The sequence below is a fragment of the Asticcacaulis sp. AC402 genome (assembly GCF_000495835.1).
GTDB lineage: Bacteria > Pseudomonadota > Alphaproteobacteria > Caulobacterales > Caulobacteraceae > Asticcacaulis.
In genome coordinates this window covers 158,069-173,515 of the sequence record NZ_AWGC01000006.1, presented here as the reverse complement: position 1 = coordinate 173,515, position 15,447 = coordinate 158,069, and the positions used below count along the sequence as shown (strand labels likewise).

Annotated in this window: 14 protein-coding genes and 1 riboswitch; of the genes, 3 read left to right on the top strand and 11 right to left on the bottom strand. The window is 60.1% G+C overall.

Annotated features, from left to right (window positions below; all coding sequences use genetic code 11):
• Positions 1 to 125 precede the first annotated feature (125 nt).
• From ABAC402_RS24315 to rpsL, 7 genes are all read right to left on the bottom strand, one after another.
• The gene (locus ABAC402_RS24315; protein WP_023448270.1) at positions 126 to 1,319 is read right to left on the bottom strand and encodes a GNAT family N-acetyltransferase; all 1,194 of its coding nucleotides are present in this window, start codon (positions 1,317 to 1,319) and stop codon (positions 126 to 128) included.
• A gap of 77 nt (positions 1,320 to 1,396) precedes the next feature.
• On the bottom strand, positions 1,397 to 2,029 hold the full coding sequence (locus ABAC402_RS24310; RefSeq protein ID WP_023448269.1) for a glutathione S-transferase family protein: 633 nt from the start codon (positions 2,027 to 2,029) through the stop codon (positions 1,397 to 1,399).
• Positions 2,026 to 2,532 carry a MarR family winged helix-turn-helix transcriptional regulator gene (locus ABAC402_RS24305; RefSeq protein ID WP_023448268.1) on the bottom strand — a complete coding sequence of 169 codons (507 nt, stop codon included), beginning with the start codon at positions 2,530 to 2,532 and terminating at the stop codon, positions 2,026 to 2,028. Before ABAC402_RS24305 ends, ABAC402_RS24310 begins: the two co-directional genes overlap by 4 nt.
• A 304-nt stretch (positions 2,533 to 2,836) precedes the next feature.
• A complete protein-coding gene (gene tuf / locus ABAC402_RS24300; RefSeq protein ID WP_023448267.1) occupies positions 2,837 to 4,027 on the bottom strand; it encodes an elongation factor Tu in 1,191 nt (396 codons plus the stop codon).
• 98 nt (positions 4,028 to 4,125) lie between these two features.
• Positions 4,126 to 6,204 carry an elongation factor G gene (gene fusA / locus ABAC402_RS24295; protein WP_023448266.1) on the bottom strand — a complete coding sequence of 693 codons (2,079 nt, stop codon included), beginning with the start codon at positions 6,202 to 6,204 and terminating at the stop codon, positions 4,126 to 4,128.
• Positions 6,205 to 6,352: 148 nt separating this feature from the next.
• Positions 6,353 to 6,826, bottom strand: coding sequence for a 30S ribosomal protein S7 (gene rpsG, locus ABAC402_RS24290; protein ID WP_023448265.1), 474 nt, complete (start codon positions 6,824 to 6,826; stop codon positions 6,353 to 6,355).
• Positions 6,827 to 6,838: 12 nt separating this feature from the next.
• Positions 6,839 to 7,210, bottom strand: a complete 372-nt coding sequence (gene rpsL / locus ABAC402_RS24285; protein WP_023448264.1) for a 30S ribosomal protein S12 — start codon at positions 7,208 to 7,210, stop codon at positions 6,839 to 6,841.
• Between the two features lie 619 nt (positions 7,211 to 7,829).
• Here rpsL and ABAC402_RS24280 point away from each other — a divergent pair.
• Positions 7,830 to 8,237, top strand: a complete 408-nt coding sequence (locus ABAC402_RS24280) for a hypothetical protein (RefSeq protein WP_155847303.1) — start codon at positions 7,830 to 7,832, stop codon at positions 8,235 to 8,237.
• Here ABAC402_RS24280 and ABAC402_RS24275 read toward each other — a convergent pair.
• The 3 genes from ABAC402_RS24275 to ABAC402_RS24265 all read right to left on the bottom strand — a co-directional run bounded on the left by ABAC402_RS24275 (position 8,234) and on the right by ABAC402_RS24265 (position 11,657).
• On the bottom strand, positions 8,234 to 9,907 hold the full coding sequence (locus tag ABAC402_RS24275) for an alpha-amylase family glycosyl hydrolase (protein WP_023448262.1): 1,674 nt from the start codon (positions 9,905 to 9,907) through the stop codon (positions 8,234 to 8,236). The two genes, ABAC402_RS24280 and ABAC402_RS24275, sit on opposite strands and share 4 nt — an antisense overlap.
• 336 nt (positions 9,908 to 10,243) lie before the next feature.
• Positions 10,244 to 11,083 carry a TIGR00266 family protein gene (locus ABAC402_RS24270; RefSeq protein WP_023448261.1) on the bottom strand — a complete coding sequence of 280 codons (840 nt, stop codon included), beginning with the start codon at positions 11,081 to 11,083 and terminating at the stop codon, positions 10,244 to 10,246.
• An 82-nt stretch (positions 11,084 to 11,165) separates the two neighbouring features.
• Positions 11,166 to 11,657, bottom strand: coding sequence for a hypothetical protein (locus tag ABAC402_RS24265; protein ID WP_023448260.1), 492 nt, complete (start codon positions 11,655 to 11,657; stop codon positions 11,166 to 11,168).
• A gap of 161 nt (positions 11,658 to 11,818) precedes the next feature.
• Positions 11,819 to 11,934, top strand: a riboswitch (TPP riboswitch).
• 187 nt (positions 11,935 to 12,121) lie between these two features.
• Between ABAC402_RS24265 and thiC the strand changes: the two genes are divergently transcribed.
• The gene (thiC, locus tag ABAC402_RS24260) at positions 12,122 to 13,963 is read left to right on the top strand and encodes a phosphomethylpyrimidine synthase ThiC (RefSeq protein WP_031235163.1); all 1,842 of its coding nucleotides are present in this window, start codon (positions 12,122 to 12,124) and stop codon (positions 13,961 to 13,963) included.
• A gap of 126 nt (positions 13,964 to 14,089) precedes the next feature.
• Positions 14,090 to 14,461, top strand: coding sequence for an endonuclease domain-containing protein (locus ABAC402_RS24255; protein ID WP_023448258.1), 372 nt, complete (start codon positions 14,090 to 14,092; stop codon positions 14,459 to 14,461).
• 155 nt (positions 14,462 to 14,616) lie between these two features.
• On the opposite strand, the gene ABAC402_RS24250 is transcribed toward ABAC402_RS24255, so the two are convergent.
• The gene (locus tag ABAC402_RS24250; protein ID WP_235079906.1) at positions 14,617 to 15,423 is read right to left on the bottom strand and encodes a catalase-related domain-containing protein; all 807 of its coding nucleotides are present in this window, start codon (positions 15,421 to 15,423) and stop codon (positions 14,617 to 14,619) included.
• Positions 15,424 to 15,447: the final 24 nt, after the last annotated feature.

Here is a 15,447-nt window from a genome sequence, read left to right as displayed (position 1 = left end):
CTACGGCTATAGGGGGTTTGTTTATAGCCACTTTGCAAGCGGCGCGCCTGTCGCCGCTGGCCCGGTTCGCAAAGAGGGCTTCGAGCGCAATCCGGTAAAATCTGCAGCACTCTTCGGATTGCGCTCTAGCCAACGACGGTAACGGTGGCGAGGACGGCTGTGCGCTTCAGGAAGCCGGTATAGATCCGGGATATCCCCGCCCGCATAAGGGCGCGCCGGCCCAGATCGGTCAAGGCGCGCGCCCACCCGGCGAGGTTGGTCTCAGTGGCACGGATCACCTTGACGCGACGGCGCAGACTGGTTTTTGCCCGCTCGAAACGTTCTCGCGGCAGGAACAGCCCGGCTGCATCCAGGGCGCGGCTTTGCAGCGAGCGCTGGAGCTCGATCTCGCCTTCCAGGCAGACAGCGCCAGGAACCGTCATCGGCGACTTATAGTCTTCGCCGCCGGTGCCAAAGTCGAAACGCTTCAGGCCCAGGGCTTCCGTATTCTTTATAATGGCTATGGTCAGCAGGATGCCGACCGAATAGCGGCCGTAGTCCTGATCATAGGCCGGAAACCACAGGTGGACGTCTTCGCCCTGGACCAGGGCGATCTCAACGGCCACCAGGCGGCCGTCATGGCGAAAGACGCCGCAGCGCAAACCGAAGTCGGGTAAATCGACGGCGGCCAACTGGTCGAGCATTGCGCGGGTCCAGCGGCAGCCGAACACATCGTGCATGCCGGAACGACGGTACTGGTCGCGCTTCAGGCCGATCACCCAGTCCATAAGCTCGGGCGACACCTTTTCCCAGGTAAAGGCGAATCCGCCGAAATCCTTTTCGACATTGCGCATACAGCGCGACACATTCTTGAAGAACTTGTGGTTGGCTGCGTCCTGGGTCTCCCACCAGTGGTCGAAGCCGTTGGTGGCGTCGGCAACGCGGCGGGTCAGGCCCACGTGGGCGCCACGGCCGGTCGGGGTACCGACCATGCCCTGGAACTCCAGGCGGCGCGTGTGGGTCAGACGCATAAGCCGGTCAAAGTCGGCGACAAAATCGCAGGCGCCTACAACGGCATGGTAATCGCTGAGCGGCGCGCCCATCGGCAAAAGGATATCACCGCGCTTCTGAAAGGCAAAATAGCCCGTGACACGGCCATCTTCATGGAATCGGGCGATAGCGCAATTTGGCACAGCCGCAGCGATGCTGCGAACATATCGAATATCGAAATAGGGACCGGTCAGTTCCGGCCGCAACGCTACGAAACCCCTCCAAAGAGCTTCATCGGCGGCGGTCAGGTCATTGGCCTGGACCAGATCGATATGCTGCGTCACCGTCATGCTTCGCCTCGGATTGAAACACTGTTACCTGTGTGGGGTGTAACACAGCAGGGTTTATGCCGGACTAAGTGAGGTGGTTAATCTTCTTTTGGTCCAATGAAAACCTGGGATATTGTCTCGAAAATCGGCAAGGCTTCGCAAATGTCGCTATGGGCCAGGAGCGCCGGGCGACCGGACCAGTCGATGGCAGGACCATGGGCCTCACGGGCATGGCGGATGGCGCAACCCAGCGCAATATCGGCATGACCAAGATAGTCGCCGAATAGCCAGCGTGTCGTGGCGTCGGCGCGGATCGTTTCCAGCACATCCAGAACTTCGCTGACCTGGGTTTCGAGCCGGCTCAGCCAGACATCGGAGGTTACCTTGTGCAGCACCTTTTCGTAGAAGAGCGCGACGCACTTGTCGGAAAAGCCGGTTGTCAGAGCGATGTAATAGAGTGCCTTGCGCCGTGCCTCACCGGACGCAGGGATCAGGGCGCGGTCTGGTCCGACCTGTTCGTCGGCCCAATCCAGGATACAGGCACTGTCTATGACCACACCACCGTCATCGAGGACCAGAGTCGGCACCCGGCGCAGCGGATTGAACGGTTTGATCTTGTCGCCCTGGCCGAAGGTCGACCACGGCCGGTGCTCGAACACCATGCCGTAAAGCGTCATGGCGATGCCACAACGGCGGACGAAGGGGGAATCATACTGGCCGATCAGAATCATGGGCGCCTCCTTGAACCAGCTAAAGATGTCTTGAGTCTATCCGCCATTGAACGTTTATCCAGCGCGACATCCAGACGCCCGACAATCTCCATAACATCCGCCCCAACCTCAGCCGACAGCCCGTCATAGGCTGCGCAGATCGCCGGCTCAGCGGCTTTCAGTCGCGCAACATCCACATGCCCGGCCTCCGTCAGATAGACCAACCGCCGCGGCCGATCATCATAGTCGATGTCGAAATACACCAGGTCCAGGGTCTCCAGTTGCGACAGCAGATGGATGACCAGCGGATGTGACAGCTTGATCTGGTCGGCGAGTTGAGTAACGCTCAAGCCCGGCGTATCGCTCAACAACCGCAGGGTCGAAAAGGCCCGCGCCGGCGCGCGCAGCCCGGCCGCCTGCAGGTAGGCCTGGATGTCGTCGACAAAGGTCTCCGACAACCGCTTGAAACGGTGCGCCAGAAAGGCCTTGCCCAGGGAAGAGATATAGTCGGACATGCGCAGCATGCTACAACGTCGAAATCGTCGAGGAAAGGCATAAGGCCAGGGGCCGCAGGCCCCTGGACCCAGAAACTCGACAGCGTTGATCGAGGCAGGTGATAAACGAAAATACAAACTCAAAGACCCTTCCCGCTTCTTCAGCGGGAAGGGTCTTTTAGTTTGTATCTCTGCTTACCGCTTAGCCGCGTTCAGCACCATCAAGTATCGGGGGTCGAGGGGGCCCGTTCGTCGCGGGAATCGCCACACTGTGGCGATTCCATCCGATTTGCTCTCTGAGAAAATCGGCGCTCCTCACCCCCCTCGCCTTTTACTATTCGACGATCTTCGACACGACGCCGGCGCCGACGGTGCGGCCACCTTCACGGATAGCGAAGCGCAGTTTCTCTTCCATGGCGATCGGGGTGATCAGTTCGACGTCCAGTTCGGCGTTATCGCCCGGCATGATCATTTCCACGCCTTCCTTCAGACGGACGATACCGGTCACGTCGGTGGTGCGGAAGTAGAATTGCGGACGGTAGTTGGTGAAGAACGGCGTGTGACGGCCGCCTTCTTCCTTGGTCAGGATGTAGGCTTCGGCCACGAACTTGCTGTGCGGCTTGATCGAGCCCGGCTTGCACAGGACTTGGCCACGTTCAACGTCTTCACGCTTGGTGCCGCGCAGCAGCAGACCGACGTTGTCGCCGGCCTGGCCCTGGTCCAGCAGCTTGCGGAACATTTCGACGCCCGTACAGATCGTCTTTTGCACCGGACGGATGCCGACGATTTCGACTTCTTCGCCAACCTTGACGATGCCGCGTTCGACGCGACCGGTCACGACCGTACCACGGCCCGAGATCGAGAACACGTCTTCGACCGGCATCAGGAACGGCAGGTCAATCGGACGCTCCGGTTGCGGGATGTAGGCGTCGACGGTCGCCATCAGGGCCAGGATCTGATTCTCACCGATGTCCGGGTTGACGCCATCGGTCGCGGCCTTGGCCGAACCCATGGTGATGGGGATATCGTCGCCCGGGAACTGGTAGGACGACAGAAGTTCGCGCACTTCCATTTCGACCAGTTCCAGCAGTTCGGCGTCGTCGACCAGGTCGACCTTGTTCATGAACACGACGAGGGCCGGAACGCCGACCTGACGGGCCAGCAGGATGTGTTCGCGGGTTTGCGGCATCGGGCCGTCGGCAGCCGAAACCACCAGGATCGCGCCGTCCATCTGGGCAGCGCCGGTGATCATGTTCTTCACATAGTCGGCGTGGCCCGGGCAGTCGACGTGCGCATAGTGACGGTTGACCGTCTCATATTCGACGTGCGCCGTGTTGATCGTGATGCCGCGCGCCTTTTCTTCGGGCGCGGCGTCGATGTCGGCATAGTTCTTGGCGACCGCGCCGCCCGACTTTGCCAGGATCATCGTGATCGCAGCCGTCAGCGTCGTCTTGCCGTGGTCAACGTGACCAATGGTGCCGATGTTGCAGTGCGGCTTGTTACGGTTGAATTTTTCCTTGGCCATTTCACAAATCCCGCCGGTAGCGGGCCTTCATTTGCTAGGGTTGATCTGTATAAGGTTGCGGCCCGTAGCACAGTCCGTGCGACGGGCCAAGAGGGTTTTTAGGCGTACTTCTTGATCACTTCGTCGGCAACGTGCTGCGGCACGGGCTCGTAGTGGTCATAGGTCATGGAGAACTGGGCGCGGCCTTGCGACATACCGCGCAGGGTGTTCACATAACCAAACATGTTGGCCAGCGGCACGAAGGCGTCGACGACGATGGCGTTACCGCGCATGTCCTGCCCCTGGATCATGCCACGACGACCGTTCAGGTCACCGATAACCGAACCCAGATATTCTTCCGGGGTAACGACTTCGACCTTCATGATCGGTTCCAGCAGACGCGGACCGGCTTTGTCGCGCAGTTCCTTGAAGGCAGCGCGCGCAGCGATTTCGAACGCCAGGACCGAGGAGTCGACGTCGTGATAGGCACCGTCGGTCAGAGTGACCTTGAAATCGATCAGCGGGAAGCCGGCGAGCAGGCCGTTTTCCTTGGAGGTTTCAAAGCCCTTGACGACGCCCGGGACGTATTCCTTCGGAACGTTACCGCCGACAATGGCGGATTCGAACACGAAGCCTGAGCCGGGCTCACCCGGTTCGACCGTCACCTTGATACGGGCGAACTGGCCGGTACCACCGGTCTGCTTCTTGTGGGTGTAGTCAATGTCGGCCTTGCGTGTGATCGACTCGCGATAGGCAACCTGCGGCGCGCCGATATTGGCTTCGACCTTGTAGGTCCGCTTCAGGATGTCGATCTTGATGTCGAGGTGCAGTTCGCCCATGCCCTTCAGGATGGTCTGACCCGACTCGTGGTCGGTCGAAACAGTGAAGGACGGATCTTCGGACGCCAGCTTGGCCAGCGCAACGCCCAGCTTTTCCTGATCGGCCTTCGACTTGGGTTCCACGGCGATTTCGATAACCGGCGCCGGGAATTCCATACGTTCCAGGATGACCGGCGCCTTCAGCGGATCACACAGGGTGTCTCCGGTCCGGGTGTCCTTGAGGCCGGCCAGGGCGACGATGTCGCCGGCATAGGCTTCTTTAATGTCCTGACGGTCGTTGGAGTGCATCAGCAGCATGCGGCCGACACGCTCTTTCTTTTCGCGTGTCGTGTTCAGCAGGCCCTGGCCGGTTTCCAGCTTACCCGAATACAGGCGGCAGAAGGTCAACGAACCGACGAACGGGTCGTCCATGATCTTGAAGGCGAGCATGGCAAGCGGTTCGTCGTCCGAAGCCTTGCGGACGACGTCTTCTTCGGTCTTGTAGTCGATGCCATGGGTCGGCGGAACGTCTGACGGTGACGGCAGGTAGTCGACAACGGCGTCAAGCAGGGTCTGGACCCCCTTGTTCTTGAAAGCCGAGCCGCACAGGATCGGGTAGAAGGCAGCGTTCAGAACGGCCTTGCGGATGCACTTCTTCAGCACTTCTTCCGACGGCTCAACGCCATCGAGATAGGCTTCCATGGCTTCATCGTCGAGTTCAACGGAATTGTCGATCAGGTACTGACGCGCTTCCTTGGCCTTTTCGAGCAGATCGGCCGGGATTTCTTCGTCACGATAGTTGGCACCCAGGGCGTCGTTGTCCCAGATCACCGCCTTCATGCGGACCAGGTCGACCAGGCCCGAGAGGGTGTTTTCCGAACCGATCGGGAATTGGATCGGCACGGCCTTTGCGCCGAGACGGTCGCGGATCGACTGGACCGACTTGTCGAAATCGGCGCCGATCTTGTCCATCTTGTTGACGAACACGATGCGCGGCACCTTGTACTTGTCAGCCTGGCGCCAGACGGTTTCGGTCTGCGGCTCTACGCCGGCATTACCGTCGAGCACGGCGACTGCACCATCGAGGACGCGCAGGTTGCGTTCGACTTCGATGGTGAAGTCAACGTGGCCCGGGGTGTCGATGATGTTCAGGCGCTTGCCCAGCCAGAACGTGGTGGTGGCAGCGGACGTGATGGTGATACCGCGTTCCTGCTCCTGCTCCATCCAGTCCATGGTGGCGGCGCCGTCGTGGACTTCGCCGATCTTGTGGCTCTTGCCCGTGTAGTACAGGATGCGCTCGGTGGTCGTGGTCTTGCCGGCGTCGATGTGCGCCATGATACCGAAATTTCGGTAGTCTTCGATCTTGTGTGTGCGGGGCATGGGAGAGCCTCAATACCTAAACGGGTCGGATAAAACAGATTTCAGTTGCAAGTAGCGCGGGCGGTTTAAACCAAACCGTCCGCGCATACAAAGCAAATTTTTTGCGCCTGCAAAATGCCGGTCAAGAGACCGGCGCCAGGCACCGCAACTACCAGCGATAGTGCGAGAAGGCGCGGTTGGCTTCGGCCATCTTGTGCGTGTCTTCACGCTTCTTGACGGCAGTACCACGATTGTTGGCGGCGTCGAGCAGTTCGGCGGCCAGCTTTTCCGTCATGGTGTTTTCGCCGCGCTTGCGGGCAGCGTTGACCAACCAGCGGATGGCCAGGGCGCGACGGCGGTCGGGGCGCACTTCGACGGGGACCTGATAGGTCGCACCACCAACGCGGCGCGAACGCACTTCGATCGAGGGGGAGACGTTGTCGAGAGCAGCGTGGAAGGTTTCGATCGCGGTTGCGTCTTTCTTCTTCGCGACCAGGATGTCGAAAGCACCATAGATGATGTTTTCGGCAACGGCCTTTTTGCCTTCGTACATGACGTAGTTCATGAACTTGGTGACGACCAGATCACCGAACTTGGGGTCCGGCAGGACGTCGCGCTTCTCTGCGCGGTGACGACGTGACATGTGGTCTGCTCCTTACTTCGGACGTTTCGTGCCGTAGTGCGAACGGCGTTGCTTACGGTTCTTGACGCCTTGCGTGTCGAGCACGCCGCGCAGGATGTGGTAACGGACGCCGGGAAGGTCCTTGACGCGGCCGCCGCGGATCAGGACCACGGAGTGTTCCTGAAGGTTGTGGCCTTCGCCGGGGATGTAGCACACGGCTTCGATCTGCGAGGTCAGACGGACCTTGGCGACCTTACGCAGAGCCGAGTTGGGCTTCTTCGGGGTCGTGGTGTAGACGCGCGTGCAAACGCCGCGGCGTTGCGGGCAGCCCTTCAGGGCCGGCACCTTGTTGCGCTTGGGCTTCGGCTGGCGAGGCTTGCGGATAAGCTGGTTGACTGTGGGCATCGTAGAAGATGTCTCTCTGGATGTGGAAGCCTGTGCCGTTTGGCCGAAGGACTTCGGTTAGCATATGTACCGTTCTTGAAGGCCACCTCAATCGCTCCTGATCAAAACAAACGCAAAAGCCGCAACCTGCGCTATGGAGGTTACGGCGGGGACACAGCCCCTTGCATTGAATAGATCGGGAAAGCTTTTGAGGGCCGCCTCGAAAATGATCGCCGGGCTATAGAGGACAGGCCCTACCCCGTCAAGCGCTAATCAGTACGACTGTGATCGTTTGATTCTTGAGAGGGGCGAGGCTTGCCAGCGACGACTGCTCCCTGCTTGGATGGGGTCTTGTCGGACGAACCAACCTTCGAGACGGCCTGCTATCGGAGGAACGGGACTTGTCAACACCCCGGAGAATCCCCTTCGGATGTCACAAGCGCCTTCCTCTCCACGAAGTGGAAGTGGAACCGTGAAGCGCTGGAGGGGTATCTTGCATAAGCACGATCGCCGTGCGTTTTCCGAACAAGATGCGCCTCCCCCCTTAACAAACCTGTAGCCTAATTCAGCTACAACAGGCCTCATGAGGGCGGCGCCTGTCAAAATCCGAAACCTGATGCCCCTGGCTGGCTGGATTTTCATGTCCATCTGGATGAGCTTCCTCTTCCTGATGACGTGGGTCTTCCTTCGCGACGGCGGCTTCGGCCAGTTCTCCCAGCCGGTAGAAACCGGCGTCGTCCTGCTGTTCTGGGTCTTCGGCGCGGCCGGCAGCGCCCACGCGTTCAAACCGCCTCTGGTTCACGCCACCATCGCACATGACGACATTACCGTACACCAAACTTGGCCATGGAAAACCGAAACAGAACGCTTTCGACCCAACGACATCGAACCGCCTGCCATCCACACGTCCAAAGACAGCGACAGCGACAATTTTTTCCGACTGGTGCTGACGACGCCGAAGGGACTCGAAGTTACCCTGAGCGAAAGCAACGATCGCGACAGGATCGAAACACTCCACAACCAGGTCATGGCGCACTTTCGCCGTTAATGCGCCTTGACCAACACCTGCAACGACTTTGGCGCCAACTGCACCCTCGCCTGACCGGACTTGTCGCTCGTCACTTCCGGCGCCGCGGCCGCATCCGGCGCCTTGAAAGCCTGACCTAAGCGGGCATTCTTCACGCCCGCATCCACCGTCACGGACTGCATTGCATCCGACACATTGATCGCCACCACGACCGTTTCCTTGGTATCCGTCCGCGAGAAGGCCAATACTGGATCGCCGGCCTTGGACAATAGCTTGAAGGTCCCCGTCGCCAGCACCGGATGGGCTTTGCGGACAGCATAGATGGCGCGGTAGTATTCCAGGATCGACGACGGATCGCCAGTCTGACTGGCGACATTCTGACTGGCGAAATTGATCGCCGGATCGCGGTACGGCATCACGGTCGAGAAGCCGGCCGCCGCAACTTTTGTCGATGTGCTACCGCTTCGCTGCTTGAGCACTTCCCCGGTCCACGACATCGGGGAACGGATGCCGGGATCGTTATAGGTCCCGCCATTGCTCATGCCGATCTCTTCGCCGTAATAGCCGAACGGTGTTGCCGAAACCAGGATCGAGACCGCTGCCGCTACCTTGTAGCTGGCGTCGCCATTGACTCCGAACTGGTTGGTCAACCGGTCGCCGACATAGGCGTCATGGCTTTGCAGGGCCAGCGGCATCAGATCGCGTCTGGGGTCTTCGAGGAAGGCAATGACCTCCGGCGCGATGACACCGTTCTTGATGCCGGCGATCAGGTGTTGCTGCACGCCATAGGCAAAGGCGGTGCAGACGTCGAGATAAAGTTCGCGGCCCTCCGATACCTCGCAGATCAGGTAGCGGTTATCGTATTCGTCGACGACGTCTTTGAAAGCTTTTACGATTGTGGGATTTCCGGAATTATTGAAATAAGCCGCCTTGCCGTCTTCCAGCAGCATGGTCACCGCATCCAGGCGGAAGCCATCGACACCCTTGTTCATCCAAAAGCGCATCGAGTCCTGGAGATAGGCGATGACCTTCGGATTGCGCAGGTTGAGGTCCGGCATGGTGGTATCGAAGACGCCGTAATAAAGCCCCTCCCCGCCGGGCACGACTTTTGGCACGGGCTTCCAGGGATCGCTCCAGTAAGCGCCGCTGACGCCGCGCATATTCTGGTCGTACCAGCCGGGGTTGCTATCCGCGAACAGGTACCAGTCACGATAGGGACTGGATTTCGATTTGGCAGCGTCGAGGAAGATGGCGTTGCCACTGCCCGAGTGATTGACGACGAAGTCAATGATGACGCCAATGCCGCGCTTGTGAGCCTCGTCAAGGAATTCCTCGAAGTCGGCCATGGTGCCGTAGTCGGGATCTACGGCGCGGTAGTCGTTGACGGCATAGCCATGGTCGCCGTCCTGGGACGGGTTCATCGGCATGAGCCAGATGCCGGTAATGCCCAGGTCCTTAAGGTAGTCGAGTTGCGAGGTCAGGCCCTTGAAGTCACCGATGCCATCGCCATTGCTGTCCTTGTAGGAGCGGACAAAGATCTCCGTGAAGGCGGCCGTTCTGTTCCAGTCTTTCGGCAGGGCGCTGGCCTTGTGCGTCGCAGCCACGGCTGACACATCGATCCGGGCGTGGGCCGTTCCGGCCGCCAGGGTGGACATAAGCGCGATGGCGCCAAGATAAGTCTTGAGTTTCATGGTCGAGCTCCCTGCCCTGTTTGTTGCCACCTTTTTGCCACGGGCGAGCCGCAAAGCCTACTTGAATACGTATGCGCAGCCGGGGTTACGGTGCGCTTACCTGTCTGCAGATGCACCTTTGCCCATGGCGGGCCGGCTTGTCAGGGAACACCGCCCGGCACGTGGGCGTCGTGACAGCCACTTTGAAAAATGCACGTCTTGCAGGATATGAAACTCGAAATTACGGCGTTGTGCGGCGCCGCCAGAGACGGTCTGTGACGAAACAGCGGCAAGCGCAGCGCCGGCCAGTGGACGCCAAGCGCCAGGACATGGCATACCACTTTTGGCGTTTTGGTCTTATCGATTACCGCCAATAAGGTCGCCGATCCCGCCCAGGACCGAGCCTTCGCCCCGATTGGGGCCCGCGCCGCCGGCAACCGCCGCGATCCGGCCAGCCAAGCGCGAAAAGGGCAGTGACTGGATCCATACCTTGCCGGGACCGGTCAACTGGGCGAAGAAAACACCTTCTCCGGCGAACAGCATCGACTTGATGCCGCCGGCCTGGATCAGGTCGAAATCGACTGTATCTGTAAACGCAGCGATACAGCCTGTATCGACGTGCAGTTGTTCGCCGGCTTTCAGTTCGCGTTCGACGACCATGCCACCGAACTGGACAAAGACCCAGCCGTCGCCCTCGAGCTTTTGCATGATGAAGCCTTCGCCGCCAAAGAGGCCAGTCATGATGCGCTTTTGAAAGGCGATTCCCAGCGATACGCCCTTGGCCGCCGCCAGGAAGCTATCCTTCTGACAAATCAGCCGCCCGCCGACATCCGACAGCTTCAGTGGCACGATGGCGCCTGGAACGGGCGCCGAAAAAGCGACACGGGCCTTGCCTTGGCCGTTGTGGGTGAAGACGGTGGTGAACAGGGATTCGCCGGTGATCAGACGTTTGCCGGCGCCCAGCAGTGCGCCCATGAAGCCGCCGCCCTGCTGGCCCGAGGCGTCGCCGAAGACTGTTGTCATGCCGACCGAGGCGTCTTTCCAAACCATGGCGCCGGCTTCGGCGATGGCGCTTTCGCCGGGATCGAGTTCGATCTCGACGAACTGAAGTTCCTGGCCCTTGATTTCGAAGTCGATATCGTCGGCGACGCTTGAGCTGCGGTGATGATGGGTGGTGGGAACAGATGAGCCGAACATGCGAATCCTCCTGCGATTGGACCAGGGAAGATGTAGCGAGCGGCGCGGCAAAAGAAAGGCATTCGGCGTGAATTTTTGCGCCTCACTGGGTCCTGTAATGCACGCGGATATCGCGGTAGTGCGGGCGGAAGCTCCACACGCGTCCGCCGGACTTGGTCAGTACGACCGTGTCGTCACCATCCCAGCGGATGCGGACAAAGGCGGCTTCGTCGAAACTGGCCACGGCCGGGACATTGCCGGCGCTGCTCGGAGCATAAACCATGACGCGGCGGTTGGGCGCGGCGCCGGCACAGGTAACGAGGACGGATTCCAAGACATAGGCGCCGTCGGGCGACATTCGGGTCTTGCTGTCGCTGCGGCTGCACATTGGGGACATGGCGCGATCGTAAAGGGTATAAATCCCTGCAATGACGGCGATCAGGGAAATAGCGACGGCTATGCCGGCGAACCAGTACCAGTGGTGCTTCTCGCGCGGGTGGGCATAGCCATGGGCGTGATGATACTCGTCGTAGGCACCGACCTTGAGATGCAGGTCCACTTCGTCGACCGGCCGCGAAATGTGTCGGGCGGGCATGATTTAACCTCGGTGGCGATAAACGCCCTGGGGACAGACTGTGGATAAGTCTGAGCCTCAGACCTTAAGGAAGCGTCAAGGCGAACACTCGGGGTTTGCGGCGGTGCCCAACAACCCCATTTGTTTTCCTTGACCTTCCCGCCTTTGCTTCTATGCTTGGCGTTAGTTCACCGGGGTGTCCGCGCGTTTGAGGCGGGCTGAGACGAGGCGCCAGTGCCTTAAACCCGCCGAACCTGATCCGGGTCATGCCGGCGAAGGGAGTTGGATACGCCCATGCTCTCAAGCAGCGAAGCCATAGAGCAACCAAAATGCTCTCAAGCAGCGAAGCCATAGAGCAACTAAAGTGCTCTCAAGCAGCGAAGCGATAGAGCAACTAAAATGGGCGCCCGCATTCTACGCGCATGATCCCTTTAATTAGCCCTCAAGCCGCGAAACGGCAGGGCAACACAATGAAGGGATTCACCATGAACAAGCCACTCGAACACAAGACCATCACCGTCGAATCCTCTCCTATTCCGGGCTCGCACAAGGTCTATCAGACAGGCACCCTGTACCCCGACATCCGCGTGCCGTTTCGCGAAGTTCGCGTCCATCCGTCGGCCAAAGAAGTGCCGCTGACCATCTACGATTCGTCCGGTCCCTACACCGAGGCGGGCTTCACCCCCGATATCTCGAAGGGTCTGCCGCGCCTGCGCGACGCCTGGATTCGCGGCCGTGGCGATGTCGAGGAAATCGTCGCCCGCGAGGTCAAGCCCGAAGACAATGGCAATGTTTCGCTGGGCGCCCTGGCGCCGCAGTTCCCCAACCTGCCCAAGGTGCTGCGCGCCAGGGACGGTCAGTCGGTGACGCAACTGGAATATGCCCGCCGCGGTATCATCACGCCTGAGATGGAATACATCGCCATCCGCGAAAATCTTCGTCGCGCCGAGGACGCCGAGGTCATCCGCGACGGTGAGGATTTCGGCGCCGAGATCCCCGACTTCATCACGCCGGAATTCGTCCGTGACGAGGTCGCCCGCGGCCGCGCCATTATCCCGGCCAATATCAACCATCCCGAAGTCGAGCCGATGATCATCGGCCGCAACTTCCTGGTCAAGATCAACGCCAACATCGGCAATTCGGCCGTCACCTCCGCCATGGAGCAGGAGGTCGAAAAGATGGTCTGGGCGATCCGCTGGGGTGCCGACAATGTCATGGACCTGTCAACCGGGCGCAACATCCACAACATCCGAGAATGGATCATCCGCAACTCTCCCGCCCCCATCGGCACCGTGCCGATCTACCAGGCGCTGGAAAAGGTCAACGGCGTCGCCGAGGACCTGACGTGGGAGATCTATCGCGACACGCTGATCGAACAAGCCCAGCAGGGCGTCGACTACTTCACCATCCACGCCGGCGTTCGCCTGGCCTATATCCACCTGACCGCCAAGCGCGTCACCGGCATCGTCTCGCGCGGCGGCTCGATCATGGCCAAGTGGTGCCTGGCCCACCACAAGGAAAACTTCCTCTACACCCACTTCGACGAGATCTGCGACATCATGCGCGCCTATGACGTCTCGTTCTCGCTGGGGGATGGCCTGCGTCCCGGCTCGATTGCTGACGCCAACGACGCCGCCCAGTTCGCTGAACTGGAGACTCTGGGCGAACTGACCCAGATTGCGTGGAAGAAGAACGTCCAGGTCATGATCGAAGGCCCCGGCCACGTGCCGATGCACAAGATCAAGGCCAATATGGATAAACAACTCAAGACCTGCGGCGAAGCCCCCTTCTATACGCTTGGGCCACTGACCACCGACATCGCGCCGGGCTACGACCATATCACCTCGGCCATCGGTGCCGCCATGATCGGCTGGTACGGCACGGCCATGCTCTGCTACGTCACGCCGAAGGAACATCTGGGCCTGCCTGATCGCAAGGACGTCAAGGACGGGGTGATTGCCTACAAGATCGCCGCCCATGCCGCCGACCTGGCCAAGGGCCATCCCGGCGCCCGTATGTGGGACGACGCCATGAGCCGGGCGCGCTTCGAATTCCGTTGGGAAGATCAGTTCAACCTGGGGCTCGATCCGGAAACGGCGCGGGCCTTCCATGATGAGACCTTGCCCAAGGAGGCGCACAAGACGGCGCATTTCTGTTCGATGTGCGGACCCAAGTTCTGCTCGATGAAGATCAGCCAGGAGGTGCGCGAGTTTGCCGCCAACATGACCGATAACGAACGCGCCGATATCGAGGCGGGCATGGCCGAGATGTCGCACAAGTTCAAGGAACTGGGCAGCGAGATCGACGTCAAAACCCGTGCGGAGTGAAACATGACTTGCTTATCCTCCCCCGCTTGCGGGGGAGGTGTCGAGCAAGCGAGCCCTCTTTCGGGCGACGCGCGTCGAGACGGAGGGGGCGTTACAGACTCCGAACGAATGTGCTAAATTGACCACATGCGTATCGGAGCCAAGACAGGCTTAGCCAAGAAGTTCCGCAAGGAGATGACCCATGCCGAGGTCTTGTTATGGCTTGGGCTGAAGGGGCATTCGAAAGAAGGCATCACCTTCCGGCGACAACATCCCGTCGGCCCGTACATCCTCGACTTCTACTGTGAGAGAGCCAAACTGGCCATTGAAGTCGATGGCGAAAGTCACAGCCGCGGCAATCAACCCGAAAAGGATGAAGCTCGCGACAAATGGTTGGCCGAGCTTGGGATCGAAACCCTGCGCATTCCCGGTTTTGAAATCATGGCCAATTCCGCGGATATATCGGAAGGTATAGTTCAATTGGTTCGCGAAAGGCTCGGAATTTCAGCGCCCGAATAGCCCCCTCCGGCTCGACGCATTTCGCCATTGGCCTTCGGCCTGGCTCACTTGCTCGCCACCTCCCCCGCAAGCGGTGGAGGATAGGTAGAAACATCTGCCGTCAGCCCACAAGAAGGCAGGCTGAAGGCAGAGGGAGAGACTTGTTACCAATCCGATTAAGCCAGCGTTCTCACCTTCGGTTCGCGGTCGAAATACCGCGTGCCTGCCGCTGCGACGAAATCGTCCAGCAGGACGACGCCCTCGTCGTGTTCGACGCCGGCCTTTTTCAGCAGCGGATGGCTTTCGGTCGTATGGCCGATCGCCTTCAGGTGCACAAAGGCATTGGTCAGCCATTCGACGGCGGCACTTTCCTTCAGCAGCGCCGTCGTTCTATCCTCCGACAGCACCACCGCGACGCCGTCGTAGAGTTGTGACGGCGATCCGGCCAGTTGCCGGTCGGCCTTCATCACCTTGCCATCGGACAGCTTGGCACCACCGACCTTGGGCGCAACGATGACCGCCTTGGCGCCGGCATCGGTGATGGCCTTTTTTAGTTTCACGAAGGCTGCCGCATCGGAACCATCGGCGATCAGGATGCCGAAATGGCGCCCCTTAATCATCGGCTTGGCGTTCTTCTGGATCGACAAAGCGTCCGAAGGCGGCAAATCCACCGGCTCGCGCGCCGCCGGGTTCGTCTTCGGCAGCGGAATGTTCAGCCTGTCCGCCACCCGCTGCGCCAGGCCGTCATCGAAATTGCGAAAATTGGCCACCATGAGAGCCTGCACGGCCGCGATGCCGACCTTCGACAGCTCGAACACGAACGCCGAAGCTATATGCGCCTGTTCCGACGAGGGCTGCGACAGGAAGAACGGCCGCGCCCGGGAATAGTGGTCGGCAAACAACTCCAGCCGACCCGCAGCTTGACGCCCTGCTCGTCCTGGCCCTCCGCCGCAGCGACGGTCTTGAAACCGGTCATCGGGCATTCGCGCGGACCGGTCGGTTCGCCG

Excerpts from the sequence above, each read along its gene's own strand:
- ABAC402_RS24315 (WP_023448270.1), bottom strand. The coding sequence starts at position 1,319 with ATGACGGTGACGCAGCATATCGATCTGGTCCAGGCCAATGACCTGACC.
- ABAC402_RS24310 (WP_023448269.1), bottom strand. The coding sequence starts at position 2,029 with ATGATTCTGATCGGCCAGTATGATTCCCCCTTCGTCCGCCGTTGTGGC.
- ABAC402_RS24305 (WP_023448268.1), bottom strand. The coding sequence starts at position 2,532 with ATGCTGCGCATGTCCGACTATATCTCTTCCCTGGGCAAGGCCTTTCTG.
- tuf (WP_023448267.1), bottom strand. The coding sequence starts at position 4,027 with ATGGCCAAGGAAAAATTCAACCGTAACAAGCCGCACTGCAACATCGGC.
- fusA (WP_023448266.1), bottom strand. The coding sequence starts at position 6,204 with ATGCCCCGCACACACAAGATCGAAGACTACCGAAATTTCGGTATCATG.
- rpsG (WP_023448265.1), bottom strand. The coding sequence starts at position 6,826 with ATGTCACGTCGTCACCGCGCAGAGAAGCGCGACGTCCTGCCGGACCCC.
- rpsL (WP_023448264.1), bottom strand. The coding sequence starts at position 7,210 with ATGCCCACAGTCAACCAGCTTATCCGCAAGCCTCGCCAGCCGAAGCCC.
- ABAC402_RS24280 (WP_155847303.1), top strand. The coding sequence starts at position 7,830 with ATGTCCATCTGGATGAGCTTCCTCTTCCTGATGACGTGGGTCTTCCTT.
- ABAC402_RS24275 (WP_023448262.1), bottom strand. The coding sequence starts at position 9,907 with ATGAAACTCAAGACTTATCTTGGCGCCATCGCGCTTATGTCCACCCTG.
- ABAC402_RS24270 (WP_023448261.1), bottom strand. The coding sequence starts at position 11,083 with ATGTTCGGCTCATCTGTTCCCACCACCCATCATCACCGCAGCTCAAGC.
- ABAC402_RS24265 (WP_023448260.1), bottom strand. The coding sequence starts at position 11,657 with ATGCCCGCCCGACACATTTCGCGGCCGGTCGACGAAGTGGACCTGCAT.
- thiC (WP_031235163.1), top strand. The coding sequence starts at position 12,122 with ATGAACAAGCCACTCGAACACAAGACCATCACCGTCGAATCCTCTCCT.
- ABAC402_RS24255 (WP_023448258.1), top strand. The coding sequence starts at position 14,090 with ATGCGTATCGGAGCCAAGACAGGCTTAGCCAAGAAGTTCCGCAAGGAG.
- ABAC402_RS24250 (WP_235079906.1), bottom strand. The coding sequence starts at position 15,423 with ATGCCCGATGACCGGTTTCAAGACCGTCGCTGCGGCGGAGGGCCAGGA.